This is a genomic window from Streptomyces sp. NPDC060194 (genome assembly GCF_042728285.1).
Classification (GTDB): Bacteria; Actinomycetota; Actinomycetes; order Streptomycetales; family Streptomycetaceae; genus Streptomyces.
Genome location: NZ_JBHWZH010000041.1, coordinates 1 through 22,934, shown reverse-complemented (window position 1 = coordinate 22,934; position 22,934 = coordinate 1). Strand labels below are relative to the sequence as shown.

At 68.7% G+C, this 22,934-nt stretch carries 24 protein-coding genes and 1 pseudogene; 3 read left to right on the top strand and 22 right to left on the bottom strand.

What is annotated here, in order from left to right; translation table 11 throughout:
- Window positions 1–7 precede the first annotated feature (7 nt).
- Window positions 8–1,426 carry a hypothetical protein gene (locus tag ACFWEG_RS12010; RefSeq protein ID WP_387212654.1) on the bottom strand — a complete coding sequence of 473 codons (1,419 nt, stop codon included), beginning with the start codon at window positions 1,424–1,426 and terminating at the stop codon, window positions 8–10.
- A gap of 403 nt (window positions 1,427–1,829) precedes the next feature.
- On the opposite strand from ACFWEG_RS12010, the gene ACFWEG_RS12005 reads away from it, so the two are divergent.
- From ACFWEG_RS12005 to ACFWEG_RS11995, 3 genes are all read left to right on the top strand, one after another.
- Window positions 1,830–3,107, top strand: coding sequence for an XRE family transcriptional regulator (locus ACFWEG_RS12005; protein ID WP_387212651.1), 1,278 nt, complete (start codon window positions 1,830–1,832; stop codon window positions 3,105–3,107).
- A 1-nt stretch (window position 3,108) separates the two neighbouring features.
- Window positions 3,109–3,822, top strand: a complete 714-nt coding sequence (locus tag ACFWEG_RS12000) for an HAD hydrolase-like protein (protein WP_387212648.1) — start codon at window positions 3,109–3,111, stop codon at window positions 3,820–3,822.
- 990 nt (window positions 3,823–4,812) lie between these two features.
- Window positions 4,813–5,532, top strand: a complete 720-nt coding sequence (locus ACFWEG_RS11995) for a hypothetical protein (protein ID WP_387212645.1) — start codon at window positions 4,813–4,815, stop codon at window positions 5,530–5,532.
- A 2-nt stretch (window positions 5,533–5,534) separates the two neighbouring features.
- Here the strand turns inward: ACFWEG_RS11995 and ACFWEG_RS11990 are convergent, their stop codons facing one another.
- The 21 genes and pseudogenes from ACFWEG_RS11990 to ACFWEG_RS11890 form a co-directional block, all read right to left on the bottom strand.
- The gene (locus tag ACFWEG_RS11990) at window positions 5,535–6,017 is read right to left on the bottom strand and encodes a hypothetical protein (RefSeq protein WP_387212642.1); all 483 of its coding nucleotides are present in this window, start codon (window positions 6,015–6,017) and stop codon (window positions 5,535–5,537) included.
- On the bottom strand, window positions 6,014–7,462 hold the full coding sequence (locus ACFWEG_RS11985; protein ID WP_387212639.1) for a type IV secretory system conjugative DNA transfer family protein: 1,449 nt from the start codon (window positions 7,460–7,462) through the stop codon (window positions 6,014–6,016). Before ACFWEG_RS11985 ends, ACFWEG_RS11990 begins: the two co-directional genes overlap by 4 nt.
- A 644-nt stretch (window positions 7,463–8,106) precedes the next feature.
- The gene (locus ACFWEG_RS11980) at window positions 8,107–8,316 is read right to left on the bottom strand and encodes a hypothetical protein (protein WP_387212636.1); all 210 of its coding nucleotides are present in this window, start codon (window positions 8,314–8,316) and stop codon (window positions 8,107–8,109) included.
- Complete coding sequence (locus ACFWEG_RS11975) at window positions 8,316–8,633, bottom strand: DUF6238 family protein (RefSeq protein ID WP_387212633.1); 318 nt, start codon at window positions 8,631–8,633, stop codon at window positions 8,316–8,318. The genes ACFWEG_RS11980 and ACFWEG_RS11975 overlap by 1 nt, the downstream gene beginning before the upstream one ends.
- Before the next feature lie 50 nt (window positions 8,634–8,683).
- Window positions 8,684–10,120: an ATP/GTP-binding protein gene (locus ACFWEG_RS11970; protein ID WP_387212630.1), complete on the bottom strand. Its 1,437-nt coding sequence runs from the start codon at window positions 10,118–10,120 to the stop codon at window positions 8,684–8,686.
- Window positions 10,117–11,643 carry an SCO6880 family protein gene (locus tag ACFWEG_RS11965; RefSeq protein ID WP_387212627.1) on the bottom strand — a complete coding sequence of 509 codons (1,527 nt, stop codon included), beginning with the start codon at window positions 11,641–11,643 and terminating at the stop codon, window positions 10,117–10,119. The genes ACFWEG_RS11970 and ACFWEG_RS11965 overlap by 4 nt, the downstream gene beginning before the upstream one ends.
- A gap of 3 nt (window positions 11,644–11,646) precedes the next feature.
- On the bottom strand, window positions 11,647–13,182 hold the full coding sequence (locus ACFWEG_RS11960; protein ID WP_387212624.1) for a hypothetical protein: 1,536 nt from the start codon (window positions 13,180–13,182) through the stop codon (window positions 11,647–11,649).
- Window positions 13,157–14,464 (bottom strand): hypothetical protein, encoded by a 1,308-nt coding sequence (locus ACFWEG_RS11955; protein ID WP_387212621.1) that lies wholly within the window; start codon window positions 14,462–14,464, stop codon window positions 13,157–13,159. Before ACFWEG_RS11955 ends, ACFWEG_RS11960 begins: the two co-directional genes overlap by 26 nt.
- Window positions 14,465–14,467: 3 nt before the next feature.
- Window positions 14,468–14,803 (bottom strand): hypothetical protein, encoded by a 336-nt coding sequence (locus tag ACFWEG_RS11950; protein ID WP_387212618.1) that lies wholly within the window; start codon window positions 14,801–14,803, stop codon window positions 14,468–14,470.
- Between the two features lie 40 nt (window positions 14,804–14,843).
- A complete protein-coding gene (locus ACFWEG_RS11945; RefSeq protein ID WP_387212615.1) occupies window positions 14,844–15,842 on the bottom strand; it encodes an NlpC/P60 family protein in 999 nt (332 codons plus the stop codon).
- On the bottom strand, window positions 15,833–16,429 hold the full coding sequence (locus ACFWEG_RS11940; protein WP_387212612.1) for a hypothetical protein: 597 nt from the start codon (window positions 16,427–16,429) through the stop codon (window positions 15,833–15,835). The genes ACFWEG_RS11945 and ACFWEG_RS11940 overlap by 10 nt, the downstream gene beginning before the upstream one ends.
- 311 nt (window positions 16,430–16,740) lie before the next feature.
- Entirely contained in the window at window positions 16,741–16,986 is a 246-nt protein-coding gene (locus ACFWEG_RS11935; protein WP_387212610.1) for a hypothetical protein, read from the bottom strand.
- Window positions 16,987–17,254: 268 nt separating this feature from the next.
- A pseudogene (locus ACFWEG_RS11930) lies at window positions 17,255–17,413 on the bottom strand (transposase); the annotation flags it as partial.
- A gap of 50 nt (window positions 17,414–17,463) precedes the next feature.
- The gene (locus ACFWEG_RS11925) at window positions 17,464–17,988 is read right to left on the bottom strand and encodes a hypothetical protein (RefSeq protein WP_387212608.1); all 525 of its coding nucleotides are present in this window, start codon (window positions 17,986–17,988) and stop codon (window positions 17,464–17,466) included.
- 105 nt (window positions 17,989–18,093) lie between these two features.
- Entirely contained in the window at window positions 18,094–19,104 is a 1,011-nt protein-coding gene (locus tag ACFWEG_RS11920; RefSeq protein WP_387212605.1) for a DUF2637 domain-containing protein, read from the bottom strand.
- A gap of 310 nt (window positions 19,105–19,414) precedes the next feature.
- On the bottom strand, window positions 19,415–20,143 hold the full coding sequence (locus ACFWEG_RS11915; RefSeq protein WP_387212602.1) for an ATP-binding protein: 729 nt from the start codon (window positions 20,141–20,143) through the stop codon (window positions 19,415–19,417).
- 2 nt (window positions 20,144–20,145) lie between these two features.
- A complete protein-coding gene (locus tag ACFWEG_RS11910) occupies window positions 20,146–20,931 on the bottom strand; it encodes a hypothetical protein (protein WP_387212599.1) in 786 nt (261 codons plus the stop codon).
- A gap of 59 nt (window positions 20,932–20,990) precedes the next feature.
- Complete coding sequence (locus ACFWEG_RS11905; RefSeq protein ID WP_387212596.1) at window positions 20,991–21,353, bottom strand: hypothetical protein; 363 nt, start codon at window positions 21,351–21,353, stop codon at window positions 20,991–20,993.
- Window positions 21,354–21,408: 55 nt separating this feature from the next.
- Window positions 21,409–21,996, bottom strand: a complete 588-nt coding sequence (locus ACFWEG_RS11900) for a WhiB family transcriptional regulator (RefSeq protein ID WP_387212593.1) — start codon at window positions 21,994–21,996, stop codon at window positions 21,409–21,411.
- A gap of 58 nt (window positions 21,997–22,054) precedes the next feature.
- Complete coding sequence (locus ACFWEG_RS11895) at window positions 22,055–22,444, bottom strand: hypothetical protein (protein ID WP_387212590.1); 390 nt, start codon at window positions 22,442–22,444, stop codon at window positions 22,055–22,057.
- Window positions 22,441–22,758, bottom strand: a complete 318-nt coding sequence (locus tag ACFWEG_RS11890; RefSeq protein WP_387212587.1) for a transcriptional regulator — start codon at window positions 22,756–22,758, stop codon at window positions 22,441–22,443. The genes ACFWEG_RS11895 and ACFWEG_RS11890 overlap by 4 nt, the downstream gene beginning before the upstream one ends.
- Between the last annotated feature and the right edge of the window lie 176 nt (window positions 22,759–22,934).

Sequence of the window (22,934 nt, the reverse complement as noted above, 5' to 3'; positions counted from 1 at the left end):
ACGGCCGTCACCACTTCCCGGAGCCGGCCAGGCACGACGACACGGGTCTCGCCGGCCGGACGCTGCGCGGCCAGCTGAACTCGACCGACCGCCCCGGCGTGCGGAGCGACGTCGCCAGGGCCTCCGTGAGCTTCATCGGCAGGAGGTGGTCGGCGAGGGTGCTACGCGTCTCGGTGCCGCGGAGCCAGTGCTCCATCAGGCTGCGGTTGCTGTCGCTGTGAAAGAGGCCGTCGAAGGTCTCGGTGGACACGTAGGTCTCGTCGGGGAACAGGGCGGCGTTCGCGCGGGTGGTGACGCGGGCGAAGGCGTCGATCCGGTCGGCGCTCTGGCCGCGCGGGATGTCGTAGCAGTGGACGTGGGTGGAGTAGAGCGTGGAGAGCCGCGCCTCCAGGTCGACGCTCGAGGTGCGGCCGTTCTTGTTGTAGAGGCTGGCGGGGAGCTCGGCCCAGTCGCGGATGGAGGGGGTCGTCTGCTCGAAGGCGAGGGTGCCCACGGTCAGGGTCCGGCCGGTGCCGGCGTCGCGGAGGCGGAACGTCGAGGTCACGTCGGTCTCGCCGAACAGGAAGGGGTCGGCGGGGGTCTCGTCCCATCGGGGCATGTCGTCACCCAACCTCTCCGCGGTCGGCTGGGAGAGACGGAGGTGCTGGTCGTACGGGAAGGCGCCGAAGGAGCTGATCTCCACCGTGAACTGACGCTCCGGGTGGACGAGTTCGTTCAACGAGAGGATCTGTGCGGCGAGGTCGACGTAGTGGTACGCGCCGTGCATCAGCATCCCGTAGCCGTGCTTGTACGGGTGGTCGTCGCGGGTCTCGTACTCGTGCTGGAGGTTCCAGACGCCGCCGGCGGCACGGAGGTGAAAGGACGTGAGTGGGGCGCTCCAGCGCTCGACGCGTTCGCGGAGGGCGGCGATGACCTCGTCGTTGTAGATCGAGTGGTACCTGCTCAGGGTCATCACCGAGTGCCGCGCGGCAGAGCGTGCCGCCGTCCGGATGAGGTCCTCCATGGTCGCGGTGATGCGCGACGGAGCGAACCGGCCGTCGACCATCGGCGCCAGCACCGGCTTCTCCACGAGCGAGTCGAGGTCGTTCTCCACGCAGTACCGGAGGTACGCCTCGTGCGCCTGGACCTCGGTCGCGATGTAGACCTTCGTCGGCAGGCCGGGGACGCGGAGTCGGCTGATCGCGGCGTCGATCACGTTCGCCTCGGCCTCGGGGCCGAGGTCTCGTACGTCGGGGAGGTAGATCGCCTGCGACGGCTTGGGTACGGCGGCGCGTACGCGTTCCTCGATGGTGGCGCGCGCCGACTCCAGGTCGATGACGGAGTACGAGTCGAGGCTGCCCTCCTCGATGGCCGTCGCGATGCAGGGGAGGTACTTGTTGGCGACGATCTCGTCGAAGCCGACGACGATCAGGTGGTGCTTGGGCATGGCGGAGTCACCTCTCGTAAGGGCTGGAGCGAACGAGGTCGCCGCGCTCGGCGGCTGGTTGCGTCAACACAGTCCGACAGGTGGGGTGTTGAAGCCCATTGCGCCGGTGATATCACTGCGGTGATACGGGCTTCGCGGGGGCCGTGGGCGCGCTTCGAGGGGAGGCCGGATGCCGCCGGGAACGGAACGACGCTGTGCGGGATGCGCGAGCAGACTCAGCCGGTACAACAACGGGAGCACGTGCGCGCCGTGCTCACGCAGCGCCCTCGACTCCGGGCGCGATCAGCCACGCGTTCCCGAGCGGGTCTGGCGGGACTTACAGGTCCGCGAGGCGCTCGCCTCGTGGGACTTAGGGCAGGTCAGCCGCCTGATCAGGCAGAAGAGCTCGCTCCGGCAGGAGGACATGTCAGCCCTGACCGGCCTTAGCCAGTCCTTCCTGTCAATGCTGGAAGCCGGCTCCCGGCAGCTGAACCACATCGACAAGATCGTCGACTTCCTGGCCGGCCTGGGAGCACCGAACGAGCTGGTGCGGCTGCCCCTCCCGGCACCGTCCCGCGGCACCGCCGGCGAGTGGCCGAGCACGGCAGGCGACTCCGACGACCCCGCCGACCCGTGGACCGCCAACCGTATGGTGGAAGTACTTGAACGGGCCACGAAAGGACGGGAGATGGAGCGCCGGAAGTTCCTGGCCGTCAGCGGTGCGACGCTCACCGCCTACGTGCACCACTGGGGCGTCGCGGACGCGGAGCCGCTCGAACGCGTACGGCCGGGCAGCGCCGTCACCCCTGGACTACTGCGGCAACTCCAGGCGACGACCGACCACCTTCGGACCATGGACGCCGGCTCGGGAAGCGGCAGTCTCGCTGATCTCGGCCGAGCGCATCTGGGTTTTCTGAGCAGTGTGTTGAAGCACGGCCGCTACAGCGAGGCCGAGGGAAGGCAGCTCGCCGCGATCACGGCCGACACCGCCACGCAGACCGGCTGGTTCACCTTCGACGCCGGGAAGCACGACCGCGCCCAGTCCTACTTTCTCGCCGCGCTGCGGGCCGCGCACGCCTCCGGTGACGTCAGGCTGGGTGCCGGTGCACTGTCGTACCTCGCCATCCACGGCTATTCGACGGGGCATCCGCGCGACGGCGTCGCGGCCACCCGTGCCGCACTGGAGAAGGTCAGCTCTCTGGAGACCCCGGCGCTCAAGGCGATGCTGCTCACACGGCAGGCACGCAGCCACGCCAAACTCGGCGAACGGCAGGCTGCGTTGAAGGCCCTCGGACGAGCGGGAGACCTCTACGCCAAGGGTCGCTCGGATCACGACCCCGAGTGGCTCTACTGGATCAACGAGGGCGAGATCCACGGACAGTCCGGGAGCTGCCACCTCGACCTCGACGACCCGGCAGGAGCACTCGCCTCCTTCCAGCAGGCACGGAGCACCCTCAACCCCGACGAGCGGCGCACGCGCGCCCTCGTCCTCACCCGCGAGGCCACCGCGCACTTCCGCACCGGCGACGCCGAGGCCGGCGCGGCCGCAGGCAACCAGGCGCTCGCGATGGCCCGCGACCTCCAGTCCGCCCGCCTCGACGAGCACCTCCACACCCTCGCCGCCGAGCTCGACGCCAACCCCGCCCCGTACGCTCAGGAACTCAAGGACGCCGTGTCGGATCTGGCGAGGACGGAGACATGACGTGAGTGGCCCGGTTCTCGTGCTGTGGGACATCGACCGTACGCTGCTGTACGTCGGGGACATCGACCGGCAGGTCTACCGGGAGACGTTCTACCAGGTCACCGGCCGTACCGCCGAGTCCCTCCCCAAGCGCGGCACCGGCACGACGATGCCGCTGGCGATCTTGAGCATGCTGGTAGAGAACGGCTTCTCCGAGGACGAGGCGGATGCTCTGCTTCCGGCCATGGTCGACCTTCTGCCGCAGGTCCAGCGCCGCCACATCGACGACATCCGCCGTGACGGTGTCCTGCTGCCTGGCGCCGTCGCCGCCCTGAGCGCGGTGCGCGACGATCCGCGGTTCCTGCCCACGGTCGTCACCGGAAACCTCAAGCCCAACGCGCTGCTCAAACTCGCCGCGTTCGACCTGACCCGCTACGTCCACCCTGACATCGGCGGCTATGCCTCGGACGACATGTACCGCCCGTCCCTGGTCGGCATTGCCCAGAAGAGGGCGGAGGCGCTCACGAGGCGGAGCTTTGGCCGGTCCAAGACGGTGATCATCGGCGACTCGCTCGAAGACGTTCTCACCGGCCGCAAGGGCGGTGCCCCGGTCATCGCGGTGGCGTCGGGGACGACCTCGGCCGACGAACTGGCTGCGGCCGGCGCCGATCTCGTGCTGGAGGATCTGACTGATCCGCGGCGGGTCGTCGAATCGATCCGAGGTCTGGCCTGCTGACATGAGCGATGCCATGCGACACGTCAGCAGGATCCACGATCACCCCGCACCCGAACGGCGCGACATTCGGTACACGAAGTGACCCTCACCTGACCGGCCAACCGTGACGGTCCATCCGGCAAGCCGATGGACCGTCACGAAAGACACGGATCAGAGAGCACCCAGGGCCTCCGCAGTCAAGATCGACAGCGTCACCGTGCCGCCGCATGCCACTCCTCCATTGCAGATGGCCACAGGCACGGGAGACCCACTCAGGCCAGCCAGTAGACCGGCAAGCAACCCGATGATCATGCCAAGAGCTACCGAGAGCGCCACGATCAGTGCTCGCGCTTCGAAAGAACATCCCATTTCTTCCCGCCTCGCATGATGAATACCCAGCGCCCGGTGGCGTGGTGTACGACTCCAGGTTCCTCATCCGAGACCTGCCTTCTTCCCAAGACTTCGCGGGGTTCTTACGCTGTCGACATGCCTCGGACGCCACCAAGTCGTACAGACCAGGACCTCATCAAAACGCTGGCCGAGCGAGGCGTGTCGATCACGGCAACACAGTTGGAGCGATGGCGTTCCAAGGGCTACTTGCCGCGACATGCTCGCCAGGGGCTAGGCCGGGGCGCCGGCTCTCGCTCTGCAGCGGTAGCTGGGCTTCCGGATTACGTCGAGAGCTTGGCTATTCGTACGGGGCAAGGTCGCTCGATCGATGACGCCCTTCTCACCCTATTCATGGCAGGGATTGTGCAGCCTAAGGGGGCTTTGGGCATAGATGGCCTCGAAGCCGCGCACATTGCTTCAGTTCGCCGGTCTCTCGGTAGGTGGATCAGCTCTGGCGACAGGGGTAGAGACCGAATCTATCACCTTGCAAATTCCGATAAAATCGACGTAAAGGCGATGGATTGCGCTTACGAAGAAGCGCATAAAATTTCGAAGCGAAGGGCGTCGAGAGTAAAAAGAGAGATTGATAGCGTAGGGGCCGAGCTGGCGGGGGGTCGTCCTATGACTAGAGATGAAATAAAAACCGGTGTTGAGCGAGCGCTCCTGAGTGCTGCCGAAGTCCCGGAGTTTGATTACTCAGTTGATGACGACGGGCGCACCTTTGGTGAAGTATGGGCTGTCAACTCCGCTCCGGCTGATGCACGAATATTTAGTGAAAAATGCTCGGTCTGCGCGTCTCGGACCACACATATGGCTGGTTCCAAAAATGGGCAGCGGGAAATTTTGGCGGCGACTTGTTTCTGTGAAATGAATCGCGCTCGTGCCATCGGCGGGGCTGCGTCGATGCTGGTAGATGGCGTGCGCGCCACAGCTCTCGCTGATCCGGATGATCCTTTCTCGCGCCGTGCGGTGGAACTCGTGTCGAGCACGGTATTCAAATTGCTGCTACGTGACCCGAGGAAGGTCTCTTCCGAGAAGCCGGCGTCGATCGCTGCGTGCACTCTCTTTTTCCTGCACGACTGCAGTTGGCAGAGGTCGGGGGCGTCGCTGATCTTACGGCTTGCGCTACTAAAGATGGATTTGGCAGACGATGTAGCAGGTGCAGCACGTATTTTTCGTGCCATGGATGAAGAGATCAATAGGGCATCTCTCTTGCGGTCGCCCGGGGGGATTGATTTACTGCTTACGATGGATGGAGTTTTACAGTCTGTGGAATTGCTGTCAAAAGAGTCTGCGCATTGTCAGGAATCGTGCGCTGTCCAAGCGCGTGACGTGCGGTGATCTCAATCATGATCTTGCTGTTCCGAATTCATTTCTTGAGTGGGCCACACCGCGAGTTGGAAGCGTGACGGGCGGTCCTCGTGCCGTCCGGCGCGGCATTCGTCACCGGACCTGCCCAGGGCCTTCTGGATCCGGATGAGGAATCGGCCGTACTGCTCGTGCCAGAGCACGGCTGAGCCCGCGTCCGGAAGGGCGTCCGCTCTGGCGAAGGCCAAGGCCACGATCTCGTATGCCAGGCCCTCGTGCTTCGCCCAGCAGGGCGGGATGACGTCGTGTGGCTGCCAGGCGTACCGACTGTTGAGCCAGCGGCAGACGGCGTCGAGCCAGGCGGGCATCGGCGCGGCGAGTTCCGGGGTGAGGGCTCCCAGGTCCCAGGGAGCGGGGCCGCCGGCCACGGATGGGTCTGCGCTTCGCGCTGCGATGTAGTCGAGGATCGGGGCGGGCGGTTCCGGGAACGGCTCGTAGGAGAGCAGGGGATGCGTCATGCGGCGGTCACTCCTTCACGGGCGCTCCAGGTGGCGGCGTGGGCCTTGGCCTGCTTCCTCATCTCGGAGGATCGCCGGGTGCGCTCGGCTTCGTTGGCTGCGCGCAGGTCGTGGACTTGGCGCTGGATCTTGGACCAGCAGTCCCAGGTCCACATGCCGTCGAGTCGGGTGATGATCGGCGGGAGGTTGTCCGCTAGGACGAGGGCGTGTCCCTCGGGCATGGTCCGGATCTTGTCGCCGCGAAGGACCGGTTCGAGCGCTATGTGAGTGGCGGTGGAGTGGCCGCCGCGGTCGCCGCCGGACATGGTCTTCGTCGTGCGCTCGCGTTCGACCTGGCCGCAGAGCTCGGACATGTCCTTGAGGAAGGCGGGGTCCTTGTCGCCGCCGAAGACGACGACGTTGTTGGTGAAGGCGGCCAGCTCCTTCGCGGTGTCCTCGCCGAAGCGGGCGCGGGCGGAGGCCCACGCCTGGAGGCCGTAGATGACGGTGATTCCCCGGCCTCGGCCGTCGGCGACGCGTTGGCGGAGGGAGGGGATCGGCGCGATGTTCGGGGCCTCGTCCAGGGCCGCGAGGAGCGGAGGGTCGAGGCGGCCGGCCGGGGAGGCGAGGGCGTGTGCCTCCGCGCGGTCGAGCAGGTCCTCGGCTATCGCGGTGGTCAGGGGCGCGACGCTGTTCACGGCGGAATCCTTGCCGAGGAGGTAGAGGGTGCCGCCGGCGTTGAGGAAGGCGCCGAAGTCGGTGGGAGCCTCGCTGGAACCTTGGAGGGCGGCGACGACCGACTGGTGCATGAAGGGTTCGAGGGCGGCGTCGAGGGTGGAGGCGGTGTTGCCGACGGTGCGGCTGTCGCCGGAGGTCGCCGTACGGAGTGCGTCCGCCCACCCGGGGCCGGCGCCGGGGTGGGCGTCGAGGATGCCGAGCGGGGCGGGGTCGGTGAGCTTGCGGCTCCAGCGCAGCACCCACTCCAGGGAGGCACCGTCGAGGGCGGCGGCGTGGAGGAAGGCGGCGAGGATCTTGGACGCCTGCCCCTTGTAGAAGGCGCTGCCCTCACTCGACTGCGCCGCGCTGTTGGGGGTGCGGGAGCCCGCGACGAACGCCTTGGCCCGCATCATCGCCACCTCGGTGTCGGACGCGCCGTCGATGGGCGTCCACCGGAAGTGGGGGAGGCTCGGGGCGATGTTCTGCGGGTCGAAGACCGCGACGGGGCGACCGTCCCGACGGCGCGCGTCGAGGGTCAGTTCGACGAGGTCGGGCTTGGTCGACGTGGCCAGGACGGGTCCGGCCCACCGGCGGACGGTGGGGGCGAAGAAGCGCAGGGTCTTGCCGCTGCCCATCGGGCCGATGACCCGGCATGCCTTGTCGGCGCGGGACCAGAGGTCGACGCCCTTGGGGCGTTGGGATGTACCGAGCGCATAGCCGAAGTCGTGCGGGTCGAGGGGGTGGTGCATGCGGTGCTCCGGGGCGACGTTGGGTGCGAGGTGCTTCAGTTGCGCGAGTGGCCGTCGGGTTGTGAGAAGCGGGTGGGTGAACGGGGAACCGGGTGCCCTCGCGCGACATGTACCGGGTATGACGACTTTCTTGTTCTTCGCGGCGGCCTTCGCACCATTCGTGGTGCCCCTTGTGCTCGTGGTGGTTGTCGCATTGCTCATCGGGCGGGTGGCGAAGTCGACACCTGGCCGGGGGTGGCGTTTGCCCAGAGCGTCTACGTGTGCGCTGTTCGCGGTCTTGGCCGGTACCGCGGCGTGGGGTGCGTACTGGGCAGGCGTGGTGGAGGGTTGGTCCGCCGATCCGAGCGAGGTGTGTTGGAGCAGCGCAGGAGGCGACGATCGCATCGTGACGCGGGAGTCCCTGCCCGTCAGCGTGCAGTGCGTCACGCCGGACGGTGCAACCACCGAACTGGTGGCGACCTGGGTCAACCCGGTGATCTTCATAGGACTCACTCTGTTCGTGCTCGCCCTTGCAGCTGGAGCCGTGCAGGTGCGTCGCCTACGGGCGGACGAAGGTGATCGCCTTCGTGGGAACGCTGAACCCTGTCGTCCGACCACGGGAGGCGGTCTTTCCAAGTAGAGAGTCCGTTCCGAGAAGACCATGTTCACTCGTCGTCACGCGTGAGGGAGGGCCGGATCTCGGTGGCGCGCAGGATGGCTTGCGCCGACATACGCCGCTTGAGCTGCGACTTGCTCGCGAAGCCGGCGTTGCGCCGTCCGCGGTTCATCAAGAGCCAGACCGTCACCAGGGTCACCGCGCACACGGCCGTGACGGCGTACAGCGCCAGGGAGACGCCGTTCAACACGAGGTCCATCAGACAGCCCTCCGCGCTCGGGCGGCGAGGTAGCGCATGCGCCGGCCGCACAGCCGCGACAGGGACGCCTCGGGGCCGGCGCAGCGTGGCGGGGCGGTGTGGAAGGCGTCGTGCAGGTCCTCGGCGGTGCGCCAGAGATGGGTGACGGCCGTACGAACACGGCCGCCGGCGGCGGCGTAGTCGCCATGGTCCAGGACTACGGCGAGCGTCTTCGTACGGCGGGCGAGGTCGAGCACGTCGGCGTGCAGCTGCTCGATGTCCTGTCGCACAGCGCGCTCGTCGGCCGCGGGTGCGGTGATGTCGGTGGTGAGGGGCATGGAGAGGTCGCGCTCCGAATCGTCGAGGTCGGGAAGGTGGCGGGGCCCGTTCAGGCGGGGTCCGGTGCGGTGCTGGTGAGGTCGGTCATCGAGCCGGAGGAGAAGCAGAGGTGCTGTTCGGCCTCGACCAAGAGGTGTTGGACGCCGGGGTAGATCACCTCGCCGACCTTCCACAGCGCGATCCCGCGGCGCAGGCGCATGACGTGCTCGGCCGTCCAGGAGGGCAGGCCGAGCCGGGCCACCGTCGCTTCGGCTTCGGCCTTCTTCTGGCTGTAGATGACGATGGTGTCGGCCATCTTCAGAGCGGCTTGGGTCTCCGGACTGTCGTCGATGTCCGACAGGTGGTGGACGATGAAGATGCAGCTCAGGCCGTAGCCCCGGGCGAACTTGAGGAACTTCTCCAGCAGGACTGCGAGTTGCGGGGTGCCGAGGATGTGCCACGCCTCCTCGCAGACCAGGATGCGCTTGCGCTGGGTGTAGCGGCGACAGCAGGCATCGAGGTTCGGCCCGAGCTCCCAGGCCCCGGAGTTCGCGTCGACCACAACGCGCTCGTGGCGCCCCGGCTCGGTGCCGCATTCGCAGAGCGGGCGCAGCCAGACCTCTTCGAGGAAGACGGAGATCACGGCGACGAGGATGGTCATGGCGACGCCGCCGGACGGGACCTTGGTCAGGTCGAAGACGATCATGTCGGCGTTGAGGTCGACGCCGAGGCTGGTGGGGCCGTCGAGCATGCCGGTGAGGTCGCCGGTCGCGTCGGTCTCGGTGCCGCAGAGCCGGTCGAGGACGTAGGACGCCTCCAGGCCGTCGCCGAGGAGTTCGTCCCGCGTGCGCTGCTTGGCCGCCGCGTCGGGCTCCGCGGGTGAGCGGAGCGCTGCGGCGACGTCCGCCAGGACCGGGGTGCGGCCGAGGTCGCCCGCGCGCTGGTGGGCGCGGCGGATCGCGATGCGGAGCGCGGAGCCGGCGAACTCATCCAGGGGCTTGCCGAGGCCGAGTTCGACGATCGTGCGGACGAGTTCGACCTGCCGCTTGCCTGCGATGGCCGGGTCCATCGGGTTGATGCACGACGCGTCCCTGCCGCCGCCAGGGGCGAACCGTACAGGGGCCTTGCCGGTGAGCGAGCGACCGAGCGCGGCCCACTCGCCCTCCTCGCGCTCCTTCTGCTCCTTGGTGTCGAGGACGACGACCTGACGGCCGAGCCGGATCTGCCGGGCCGCGTAGGTCTTGGTCAGGGCGGACTTCCCCCGGCCGGTGTCGCCCATCACGATCATGTTGCCGCCGGGCAGGCCGTCGCCGAACGCGGAGAACGGGCAGTAGATGAACGCCTTGCCGGAGTAGAGCTCCCGGCCGATGATCGCGCCCGCGGTGCCGAGGGTCGGTGGGGCGATCGGCAGGTAGAGGGCCTGGCTGGTGGTCGTCTCCGTGTAGAGCGGTCGGCTCACCGTCTCGTGCATCGGGGTGAGCGGGGCGAGGTCGAGGAGGTCGGTCACTTGATGCCTCCGGCGAGGGGCAGGGTGGTGGCGAAGGCGCGGGCGTGTTCGAGGTCGAGCCACATGATCCGCAGGTGGGCGTTGCGGGCACGGGGGGCGGTGGTGCGCTTGGTGCGCTCCAGCTCCTCGATGCTGCGCGCGGAGATGGTGATGTAGCCGACGACGGCGGAGCCGGCCGCGCCGGAGGAGGCCAGGGCCATGCCGCGCGATCCGGTGGCGGTGGCGGCGATCTGGTCGCGGGGGTCGATGTTCTTGCCGCGCTTGCGGTCGCGGTCCAGCTCGGCCTGGTTGTTGGTGTCCTCCGCGAGCATTCGCTCCACGGCCTTGTCGTTCGGTTCGAGCTGCTGCGTGATCGCGATGGTCCGGATGACGTCGGGCATCCCGATCAGCAGGGGGGAGAGGAAGTCGGGGCCGACCGGGGTGGTCGGCCACCCGATGACGGCGGCCGTGGCGTGGTACCAGCTGCCGGTGGAGCCCGCCGCGCGGGCAGAGAAGTGGGCGCCGTCGCGGATATCGACGTTGCGGGGGAAGGCGTGTGCGCGGGGGAGGTCGGTGTCCCAGATCGGGTGGTCGGGGTCGTAGGAATTGCGGATGAACGCGGTCATCCGGCCCTCGTCCAGCGGCGCGATCACGGAGAGGTCGGCGTCCTCCGCCCGCGACCACAGCTCGTCCAGGTAGACGGCCATCGCGGCGGCGACCCCCTCGTCACCGCCCCCGCGGGCGGCACCCTCGGAGGCGAGATCGCGGGTGAACTTCGCGTGCAGGGTGACGTAGTAGCGGTGCTCCTCCGCCGACGTCGAGACGGCGTCGGCCAGCACGTCGTACGAGTCCTTCAACCACCGCGGCGCGTCCGCCGTCGCGGCCGACTCGTCCCGCTGCGCGACGAACCGCTGGTGGGCGTAGGGGTCCGACTTCATCTGCCGGGCGAGGACCTGGATCCGCTTCACCGGGTGCTCCTCGACGTTGCCGAAGGCGTCCAGGAGTTCGCCCCAGCGCTCTAGGGCGACGACCTGCTCCCCGACCTCCTTGCCGCCGAGGCCGGGCGAGGCGATCTCGAGCGTGGCGGTGACGCACCCGGCCTCCGGCTGGAGGACGACGACGGCCTGCTGCCCGCGGACCGTGACCGGCACCCACGTCATGCCCGCGACGCCTTCCGGCTCGGCGAGCGCGGCGTCCGGCGGGCTGCCGTCGCGGCGCACGCCTGCCTCCACGGCGGGGGACACCCACACGCCGCCGGTGCGGCGGAGCGCGGCGCGGTGGTAGCGGTGGATGCGCCACCAGCGGTAGAGCGTGCGGCGCTGCGAGGTGCCCTTGGGGCGGTAGGGCGCGTACACGATGACCAGGGCGAGCAGGATCGGCACGGTCAGGCCGGTCAGCGCCAGGACCGTTGCGCCGTTGAAGACGTAGCCGAACAGGATGCCGGTGACGGCACCGCCGCCGAGGACGACCTGTTCGCCGAGGTCGCGGCGGCCCACCAGCCCGGTGGGGCGGTGCTTTCCGAACTGGTACGTGCGAGTCGACATGGGTCACTGGTCCTTGCTGGGGTTCGTTCGTCCGGGGGCCTGTCCGCTGTCGGGCCGAGTCGGCGGCGGGGGTGGCGCGGAGGGCTTGGACCCCGAGGCGGGAGAGGCGGGCGGCGTCGGTCCGGTGCCGCCCGGCGGATCTCCGGCGGAGGCGTGGTCACCTGCGGCGGACCAGTCCGGCGACGGTCCAGGTGGCGGGGCCGGCGTCGCTCCCTGGGGTCGAGCGGCTACCGGAGCATCGGACGTATCGCCGGTGGTGTGCTGGCCGCTGCCTGCTGCGTCGCTGCCCTGCGCGCCGGGAGAGCCGGCGGCCTTGCCCTTGGCAACGTCGGCGCCGGCCTTGGCTACCGTCGCCGCTGCGGCGACGGGCCCGGCTGCCGCCGTACCCCCGCCCATCCTGGCCCCGGCCGGCTTCGCGCCGGCGCTCGTGGAACCCCCGCCGACCAGCGAGTCCTGCACCCGTGCACCCATGGCCCGGTTGACGTGCTGCCCCGGGCCGTCGATCGCGGCGGCCGGACCCGAGGTCTGCACGCTCTTGCGGTCGTGGTGGAGCTGGGACATCTCGTCCCCGAACGCGGGGAGCCACTTGTAGAGCGTGGCGGAGGCGAAGACCGCGAGGAGCAGGATGAGCGCGCCGACCAGGGTCTTGGAGACCGCGTCGGACATGGTGCCCGAGGTGTCGCTGACGATCGCGCCGCCGAGCCCGAGCAGGGCGAAGAGCACCGGCTTGCTGAGCCCGATCGCGAAGACCGCGCCGAACCACTTCTTCGACTTGCCCCACAGGTCGCGGTCGACGAGCCCGGCGTTCACCACCGGCCCGAGCGCGACCGCCACGTAGATGGCCGCGCTGCGGATCAGCAGCTCGATCCACATCAGCAGCGCACCGCACAGCATGATCAGGTTGACGACGAGCAGCTGCCCCACGCCGTCGCCGGGGTCGGCGGCCATGGTCTTGAGGATGTTCTCCAGGAACGGCTTGAAGTTCGAGGTCGCGTACGGCTCGAAGACGGCCGTGACCTCGTCGATCGCCTTCATCAGCAGCGCGATCGCCCCGGGCGTCATCGCGTTGACCACGAACTGGAGGAGCAGGAAGCCGACCGCTTCGGAGCCGGCCGTCGTCACGGACACCCCGCGGACCGCCCGCTTGGCCACGGCGATCAGCCACAGGGCCACGGTCAGCAGGCTGGACGCGGCGAAGATGAGCGCGTACTGCTTCAGGAACCCCGACGACGTGAGGTCGATCTTCGTCGTGTTCTGGATCAGCTCCAGCATCTTCCGCAGGAACCAGATGTTCGCCTCGGTCAGCTTCTGGAGCAGGAACCCCAACGGATCCTGGGCGAAGTCGATCGCCCGCTTCGCTTCGCAGACCATCGGGATGTAGCAGAACGGGTTCGCCACCGCCGCAGGCACGAACACGAACGAGCCGAGCACGTTCAGCACCGTGACCACCTGAAGGCGGTGCCGCCAGCGACCCGACGTTCCGCGCTCGACGGTCACCAGGCCGGGGGCGTCGTCACGCAGTCGCAGTCGCAGGCGCACGGCCGGCACCTCCCACGTCCGCGAAGCCCTCGGCCGGGTCGGCCTCCTGCAGACCGGGAGCCGACGGCACGAGCGGGTCGGACGGCGTGACGGCAGTCGTCCGCCACGTGCCGTTCTCCCGGACCAGGTCCACGGTCATCCGCAGGAACGCGACCTGCGGGCGCTGCGTCTCGTCCTTCCCGGCCACGCCGCCCACCGACGCCGTCCACAGCTCGACGCTCGCCGCGTGGCCGGAGAACGCGATCGAGCGGGTGGCGAGGGTCGCGGTCCGCGTGAGCAGTTCGCTGCCGTCCGCGGTCTTCCCGTCCGCCCCGACCCCGCGGTTCTCCGCCACCAGGCGTGCCGTCGAGTCCGCGTCGGAGGTAACGGAGGACAGCACCTCCGACGACGCGGTGGCCGCGAGCATCCGGTGGCGCCAGACCTCGTCGGTGAAGAAGCGGCTGTCGCCGTAGAGCATCGCAGCGCTGACCGCAGCGGCTCGCGCGCCCTCCTCATCACGCGGGTACGGGGACGGGAAGCCATCGCGGGTCACGGCGCCGCTGAAGACGGGGTCCTTTGCCGCGGACGGGACGTAGTCGGCGAAGTCACCGGCCACGTTGGACGCCTGCCGCGTGTCGATCGGCGCGACCAGCCCCGACGACACCGAGCTGCCCTTCAGCTTCCAGTCGTCGGACTCCCAGGTGAGCGTGACCGTCACCGACTCGAAGCCCGCCTGCGGCGTCTCGTGCCCCGCCGCGCTGCCCCGCACCGTCGTCGTCCACAGCCGCACCATCGCCTCGCCGCCGTTGTAGCTGAGGATGTTTGCGGACAGGACGCCGGTCCGCGCGACAGCGTCCTTGGCGAACACCTCCCGGGCGTCGCCCCGCAGGGAGCCGGCCGCTGTGTCCGCCGCCTCGTCGGTCTTCCTCGTCAACGGCTCGACCGCGTCGTGGGCCGCCATGACGGATACGGCCTCATGGCGCGCATCCTGATCGGTCAGATAGCGAGAACTGCTGCTGATGATCGTGTAGTTCGCCGCAGCAGCCTTGGCGCCGGAGCGGGTGTGTGGGTGGCCGACGGGTACGCCGTGCAGCTCGCGCACGCCGTCCGCCGTCGACCGCGGCGTCGAGTGGGTGGGCGATTCAGCGGTGGGAGCGGGGCCGGGCGGAGTACCCGTCGCCATGCTGACCACGACGCCGGACGCGGTGACGAGGGCCGCGCCCCCGGCGGCGATGCCCCAGAGCTTGCGGTGGGCTCCGTCGCTGCGGGGAGGGGAAACGTTCCTGCGGGATCGGAGGGCCATGGGTCACACACCCATGCCGTAGGTGATCGTGAAGATCGTCCCGAAGGAGGCCACGAGGAAGACGCAGGCCAGCCCACCGACCATCATCCCCTTGCCGCGCGAGCTGTCCATCGTGGAATGCCCCTCGCCGAACCACCCCTTCGACTTGCCGACCCCGGCGAGGAACGCCCCCGCCCCGACGACGAGGACGACGGCCGCGATGACACCGAGGATCACCTTCGCGGTACCGCCCAGCTTCCCGAACGGCCCCCAGTCCGGCGTCACGCCGGACACGACGTCGGCGCCGGCGGCCAGGGTGGTGTGCAGGGAGGGATCGGCGGCGGACATGAGGGTGTGCATGGTCAGCTCCTTGGTGCTGAGGGGATGGTCTTGGTCGCGGTCAGGCGACGTGCCGCATGGCGACGATCTGCGGCTTCCAGTAGCCGAGCGGCTTGATCCGCACCTGGGTCCCGGTGCGCGGGGCGTCGATGACCTGGCCGTCGCCGACGTACATGCCGACGTGCTCGGGACCCGCTTCACCGGGGACGCTGAACAGCAGATCCCCGGGGACGAGTTGGGAGACGCTCCGTACGGCGGTCCCGGCGTGGACCTGGTCGTACGTGACCCGCGGCAGGTTCACGCCTGCCGCCGCCCAGGCCGTCTTGGTCAGCGACGAGCAGTCGCAGCCGCCGGCGCCCTTGTAGGGTGAAGTGCAGGTGCCGCCCCACCGGTACCAGGTCCCCAGCGCCGACCTCGCCGCCGAGATCGCGCGGGCCGCGCCCTGCCCGGCCGGGGCATCCGGCCGCACGGCGTCGGCCCACGAGGAGGCCAGTCGGCGGATCGTCCGCACGTAGTCGCGGGTCTCCGGATACGGCGGGACGCCCCCGTACTTGACCACCGCGCCGCCGCCCGCGTTGTAGGCCGCGAGCATGGCCTCTGTGGAGTCGCCGGGCACCTGCGCGACGTCCTCGGCGAGAGCGCAGTCGTACGCGGCCTGCGCGGCGACGGCGTCCGCCGGATTCCGGACGTCCCTGGCCCCGTCGGCGTCACCGTCCTTGCCGTGCTGAGCCCAGGTCGCCGGCATGAACTGCGCGATCCCGGTCGCACCGACAGGCGACGTCGCGCCGACGTCGAACTTGCTCTCCGTGTAGAGCTGCGCCGCCAGGAGCGAGGCCGTGACCTGCGGGCACTCGCCCGCGTGCCTGTTGACCAGCTCCCGGACCCATCCGGGCACCGGCGCGTCCGCCCGGATACCGCCGCCGGGCCCGGCCTCCCGCGCGGAGGCGCCGTCCGCACCACCGAGCACGGTCACCAGCCCGACCCCGGAGACGAGCCCTGCCGCAACGAGCCCGAGCCCGACTTGCGTGCCCTTGTTCATCGCCATGTCCGTCACGCCCACGGCAGATCGGTGACACGCCAGCCCTCGGAGGTGCGCTCCAGACGAAGCGCGAGCTGCTCGTTGCTGTGCCGGACGGGCCCGGACTTCGGTGTTGTGGTGAGGGTGTAGCCGACCCGGATGAGGGCGGCGGAAGACGTGGGGGCAGGAGCGCCGTCGGGGACGACCGTGGAGGTGATCTCGGCAGTCTGGCACGCCTGTTGAGCCCGCAGCGCCGACCAGACAGCATCCTGACTCGAGCGCCGATGGGCGAGTAGGCCGGCAAGCTCACCGTGGGCGAACCGGGACGCTCGAACACCGGCGTCCGCGTACGAGCCGTCGGCCCCATCGCGCGCGTCGTGCTCGGCGTAGGCCTTGGTGAAGAGACGAGCTGTGCGCTCAATTGCGGTCTTGCGATGGCCACTTGTCGAGCCGGCCTGGTCTGCATCGGCCGACGGGGCGGAGTCGGAGGCGCTGGCGGACGGGCGATACCCGTTTGTGGTCTTGGGCTGGCCTTCAACCGAACTGGAGCAGGCCGCCGACAGGACGGAGACGGAACACAGCAGAACCAATACGGAAGGCGTATGTATATGGCTCTTGGATTGGGTCATGCAGAATCTCGACCTTGGTGCAGAGAATTTGTGGCAGGGTTCTTAGCGCCCCAAGAAGGCGGCACAGAAGGCCATGTTGCTGCGGCCTACCCGAACTCTCGCAGAAGCCTGCAGGCAATTCCAATCAGCCGCAAGTCGGAAATTGCTTCCATGAATTTATTTCTGACTTGCGGCCGTTGCGGTCAGCCTGCCAACCCGTCACTGAAGGAGGAGTGAGAAGCAAGCGCCAAAATGGATCGCAAGGGATCGATGGATTCTTTGGTCATTTCCCTGGATTTTGACTGACGGATGATGGCTACAGCCAAAAAGGATCAGAGGCTGCCGTACATCCTGCCAAAGACGTGGCCCGGAACCTCGATCATCGCCTGCGCGCACTGGCCAAGGGTCTGCGACAGGTCTTCCGACAGGCTGGAACCGAACATCGTCGCGATGACCACAATCGGAACTCCCATCACAAGGATCACCGCCATCCAGAACAGCAGAAGCGCTTCGAGTGCGGCGGTTGCCACCAGGGCAACCGGAAGCATGAGCGCACCTGCAATCACCTTGACCAGCACAACTACCCCCCGGGGCCGACACTGCACCGAGCCCTCATCGTATGCGCAGAACAACACCCATGACTCGCATACTGAAATCTCCTTGGCCATATGGTGATTGCGCTACCTAAACTCGACCTTGCGTGACGGTCTGCCGATGGTGTCGGTGGGCCATTTCTGTTCTATGGCCGGTGGTGGGCACGGCGACGGCCTGAGTGCCGTCTCGGGTGGGCGCCGGTTTCACTGCTTCGGTGTCGGGTCGCTGTCGTACGGGCGGAAAACCTGCTGGTCAGTCGGGGTTTGGTAGGAGCTGGAGGCGTTCGAGGGCATCGGGGACCACGTGGGTCCAGGGCCAATGGCGGGCCAGACGGAGGATGTGTCGGCGGCTGGTGGTGACGAGCTGTCCGGCTGCGGTGAGCAGGCGGAGCCGTAGGTGGCGGGATTCCCAGTTGATCGTTGCCTACGACCCATCGGCTCCCAAGTACCGGCCGGGCGGCTCTACTGGGGCATGCGGCGCACGTGGTCGAGCGCCATGCCAAGCCAGTCCGCCGACTCTCCGCCAAGCCGCAGCGGCGCGCACGTCGTGTACGAGAGCACGACTTCGGACGAGCCGGGCGCGACGCTGGTCAGGAGGGCGTGGTCGAACGGCAGCCAAGCGGTCTCCCGGCACGGCATCACGCGAAGCCCGAGCGAGGTGAAGAGCACCCTCGCCGTGGTGTGGTCGCGCCACTGCGGCTCGGCGGCTGCCTCCGCCTCGCGGAGACGGCGGGCATCGAGTCCGCGGTTGGAAACCCAGCGTCGGCCGAAAGCCGGGTGGTCCTCGAAGAAGCCGGCCGGGCGCGGGCGGACGACGCCGGTGCCGTAGTAGCGGGACGCCCAGCATGTGACGTCCGCGAAGGCGACCTCCCCGTCTACGAGTGCGTAGCCGCCTACCTGGATCGGCGCAAGGCCGCCGTCGGCCTGGAGATGTTGGGCGAGCTCGAAGGCCGCCTGCGCGGCGCCTGCTTGGACCGTGGCTTCCACAGCGTGTCGTCGGCGAAGTCGCATCGTCGATCCTTCCTGCTCTGTGCCGAGCCGCGGTCTCCACCTCGAAGAACGTGGAGACCGCGGAGTCGTACTGCGATGAGATCACCCCGTGGGGCGCGAGGCGGGGGCGGGCTGATCCGCTGCCAGGGCCTCCTCCTCCCTCAGCTTGGCGAGGAGGACTCCCAAGCGGTCGTTGCCGATGGGCTGGTGTGCGCGGACGGCCTCCTTCACGGCGTCACGGCTAATCCGTCCGGCCTTCTCCGAAGCGGTCCGCGCGACGAGCAGCAGGTTCGTCAACCACTCGTCCTCGGTCCGGCGGTCCGCCGGGACGACGGCATCGTCCGGGACCGGAAGCCGTTCCTCGCCGGACGCAGTGCGGACCGGCTTTCGATCGGAGTCGGCGGCCGAGAGCGTCGCGTCGACTCCGTCCGTGGGAACGGGGGCCGGACCGTCCGCCTGGTCCCGGCCGTCGAAGGTGCCGTCCGCCCAAGCCGAAGGCAGGGTGGCCGACTCCCCCTCGCACTTTTCCGGCCTACGTTCTCCCAGGCCGACGGTGGTGTCGCGCACGGACGGACTAGCGAGAACCGCGAGCGCAGCAGCCACCCCCGGGGGACGGGTCCCTTCTGTGGCGTGCGTTCCGCCCCGCGGAGACAGGCGTTCGCGGACCGGTCCGGGGCCGCCGTCCTGACCGTCCCGGACCGACATCTCAGTGGTCCGCGCCATGAGGATGTACAGGTGGACCGAGCCGGCCAGCGCCAGCGGCGCCAGCGTTGACAGGGCTCCAACGACGCCGTCCGCGAGGTGCAGCGCGGACCGTCCGGCCTGCGGACCGTGGTTCAGCGTGACGGCGTGCAGGGCGTTCGCCCCGAGGCTCGCCCCCGTCGCCGCGAGGAAGAGGATCCAGGCGTACAGCCGGGCGCTGAATCGTTCATGCCGGAGAAGCACGATCGCCCGTACCCCGTAGGCGATGAATCCGTCGACGAACAGGGGGAACAGGTAGCTCAACGTCTCCCGGGCGTGGATCGCGATGGCGATCTGCCGCAGGGCGTCGTAGGAGAACGCGAAGCCGGCCGCGCCGAGCAGGACGATCGCGGAGCGGTCCCAGCTGGTCATGCCGCGGAGGGTGGAGCCGGTCCGGGCATGGTCCGGCGCCGTCGCCGCAGTGTGCTGAGACATCAGAGACCGCCTCCCTTCCGGGGCTCGTCGAGGTCGGGCTCTGCTCGGGCGAGTGGCTCCGCACATGGGCGGCCCACCGTGCATCGAAGGGTGACGGACAGGAGCTCAACGGCGTCCCCCGGTGGCCTGGGCGGGGACCAGGCGCCCACCGCGAACGGGCTCACGTCCCGGATCGACGATCCGATATACGCACAGGCTGTGGATAGCTCTTCGGCGTCGCGGGATGCTCCGCGCGGTCGGACGAGCATCAGGCTGCCCTCCCGCCGACACGGCGACGGTCGGCCCCGATCATCGGCACGAGGGTCGTCACCATCTCGGCCAGTCGGCTCGCTACCCGGGCCCCGACGAAGTCCGACAGGTCCGGCCCGTTCTCGTCGCGTGCCGGGAGGTTCGACGTGATGATCGTCGGCAGGCACTGGTTGTACCTGTAGTTGATCAGCCGGTACGTGACTTCCTCGGTCCACTCCGAGGTCTTCGCCGTGCCGAGGTCGTCGAGCAGCAGGTACTGCACCTCGCTGAGCCGCCGAAGCTCTCGCTCCGCCGCGCCGACGACCTGCGAGGGGCGCAGGTTGCCGTACATGTCCGCCGAGTTCACGGCCACCAGCTCGAACCTGGCCGGGCCGCCCGCGGCGATCCTCCGCAGAGCCCCGTACGCCTGGTGCGTCTTGCCGGTGCCGGTCTGGCCGGTGAGGAGAAGGGCACCGGCGTCGGCGTTGTCCGCGAAGGCGCGGTCGGCCCAGCTGGTGACCTCGGGCCTGGTCGCCTCGGCGTCGCTGAACCTCGGAGGGCTGGCCGCCCGCCAGCGGCGCAGCGCGTACTCGGCGCGAGCGCGGCGGTGCCACTTGAGGTCTCCAGGGTCGCCGTCCGACGGCTCCTCGGCGCGGCCGTCGGGTACGACGTGGATCCCCCTCGCGGCGAGGATCCGCTCCATGGCACGCATCGAGCTGGCGCCGCCCACGAGTTCCGGGTCGGGCATGGTCAGAATCCGTTCTGGTAGGCGCTGGGAGCGGCGGTGTCCTGGAAGGGGGCCCACGTCGAGGGGCGTCGCAGAGGCACGACGTTTCCCTCGGGAGCGACGGTGAAGGCATCCGAAGGGAGATCCGCCCAAATGCGGAGCAGGTAGCGGGCTGACTGCGGCGGTCGGTCGGAGTTCCACCGCGGAGCGACCATCTCGACCAGCCTCTCGTGGCCCCAGCGGGCCGCGAGAACTGTTACCCGATCCCACTCGGCCTCGCTCAGCCGCCATCCGACGAGCATTCCTGCCCGCGTTACGGCCGCTACCAGGTCCTTGGCCCCGTCCGGCACGTGAACCGAGTCCTGGCCGAGACTTCCGTCAAGTTCAAGCTGGCTGGCTTGCTTTTCTTGGGTGGTAGTACTCCCTACGGGAGTACTACCACCCTCTGTCGAGAGGGAAAAAACTTCCATATCTTCTGCGAGAAAGTTCCCACTTGGATCCGGGGAATCCGGATTGGTGGAAGCTGCTTCCGTGAAGTTCTCTCCCTCTTCAGACGCCTCGCGGGGCGGAGTGGGAAGTTCTGTCACCGTGACGTCGATCTCTGAGCTATCCGGGATCAGGAGAATCCGGTAGCTGCTCGGGTTCGCGACTCCGCCTCCGCGTTGGTGGCTAATCTCACCGAGTGTCGCCAGTTCCTTCAGACACGTCGTCACGGATCGGGCCGTGAGTCGTGTGAGCGCGGCGATGCGTTCCAAACTCAATGCCGCCCTTCCCGTTTCGTCGGCCTCGCGAGCGAGCGCGAGCATCACGATTCGCGCGCCTCGGCACGATTCGGAACGCGACCAGACGAGTTCGGTAGCGATGTCGCTCACCGGCGGTTCCCGTCGTACGTCGCGACGCGGTGAACGGTCGCGAGCCCGAAGGTCCGATCGTCTTCGGGTACATATCCGTTCTGATGCGGTTCGGGAGAGAGGTAGAGCGTCGCCGTAGGAAGGTGGAAATCGTGCGCAAGGCGCCAGTCCGCGGCGTCACCGAAGCCGCGCCTGATCATTCCTGCCACGTCCGCCTCGACCTGACGGCTGGTGAGAATGAGTTCGAAGTCCATATCGAACATCTGGGTAACAGACCGCCGCTTGGGGTAGACCCGGGCGAGGATTGCCGTCGGCACCTTCTCGCGGATGGCGATGCTGAGATTCGGGCATGGCGAAGCCATGGAGTCGTTCCGGGACATGGGGGATAACTCCCGAAGAATTGCTCTCGTGAGAGAGAAGGATGTTCTGGGCTGATCAGGCGGCCGCGCGGGGGCGGGCAGGCTGCCTGCGGGGCGGCAGAGCCCTCGGCCTCTGGCGGTGACGGCGCACGAGGTTCAGCAGGTACTCATGGGTGACGCCGAGCGCACGGGCGACGGTCGCGGCTTCCAACGAGGCATCCGACGCGAACTGCGCTATGACGGCGTCTCGTTCGGCCTTCGTGAGAACTGCGGTTCCACCTCGGAGAGCGCCTTGAACGGCTGCGTTGCTCGCGTGCTGCTGCCATGCCGTGCGCATGGCGGAGCGCTCCGAGGCGAGCAGGCCGGCACGGATACCGAACTCGTCGTCGTTGAGCGACTCGACCAGGCACCGGGCCGCCACCGCCACCGGGCACGCTCGGCAGAGCCCGCGCGGCCCCTCGGGGAAACCGCCGAGCCTCTTCTTGACGGTCTGGGGATCCAGGAAGGGGCTGTCTTCCGAGGGGAAGAACATCTCGGTGTCCTGGTCCGCGCACCTGGCTTCTTTGGCCCAGTACTTGCCTGGCGCGTTCTTCGCCTCGTCGATGAGGGGCGTGAAGTCGCCCTGTCGGGCAGCACTCACGAGGCTTTCCATGTCTGTGTTCATCGGTCTCCCGTGACGTCTGCGGCGTCGGCGGTGAATCACGCCGGCGAGGCAGGAGGGTTCAGAAGCGCTTGCGTGAACGGGAGGACGGCCGGAGGGAGGTCGCCATCGACTCGTCAGCCCGTCCGTTCGCCCCTCCGGGGCTCACGAAGTGCATGTCCGAGATGGCCTGGAGGTCCTCTTCCGCGAACTGCACGAACTTCCCGAACTTCCGGTGTGGGAGCGTCGAGATGCGCTCGCGCAACCACTTCTCGGGGATGTTGAGCCGCTCGGCGGCTTCGTTGTAGCCGATGTGGAGGCGGCTGGCTCCGGGTTCCGGTCGCCGCTCGCCCAGCAGCGCGTCCGCTCCGCCTGCTCGAGCCACGAGGTTCATCACTGCGGCGAGACCCTGCAGCTCGGCAGGGCCGAGAGCGGTGGAGGCCGTGTTCGGCTCCGCTATCGCCGCCGTCATGCGCTCAGCCCTCGGAGCTGGGCCGTCCGGAGGTCGAAGGCGTGGCCGTCCGTATCGGCCCATCCGGCGTGCGGAAACGAGCGGATGATCCACCGAGCCATCGTCAGCGCCTTGGCGCGGGGGACGCGGACGGCGTGACCGCACTCGGTCACGGCCGTCAGCCTCAGATGCGGCCACAGGGTGTGGGGGCCCAGAAGGCGGACCCGAACGACGGCGGCCTCGGCGGGCAGCAGGTGGGTCAGCTGCTGGACCAGCCTCTCGCCCGGCCCCGCAGCGATCGCCGATGTCGGCTTGCTGCCGGTGTCAGGGGACATGCGACACTCCTTGACGTGGTACGCCGCTCCGCAGCGCCGTGCGAATGGACGCGGAGTGGCTGTGTGAATGGTCCGCAGCCCTGCGAAGGCCGCGGATCGTGAGCTGTCCGGTGTCCGCGAGCTGCGAACTCGCGGACCCGATGGCGTGGCTGGTGGCCGCGCACGACCCGTGACCG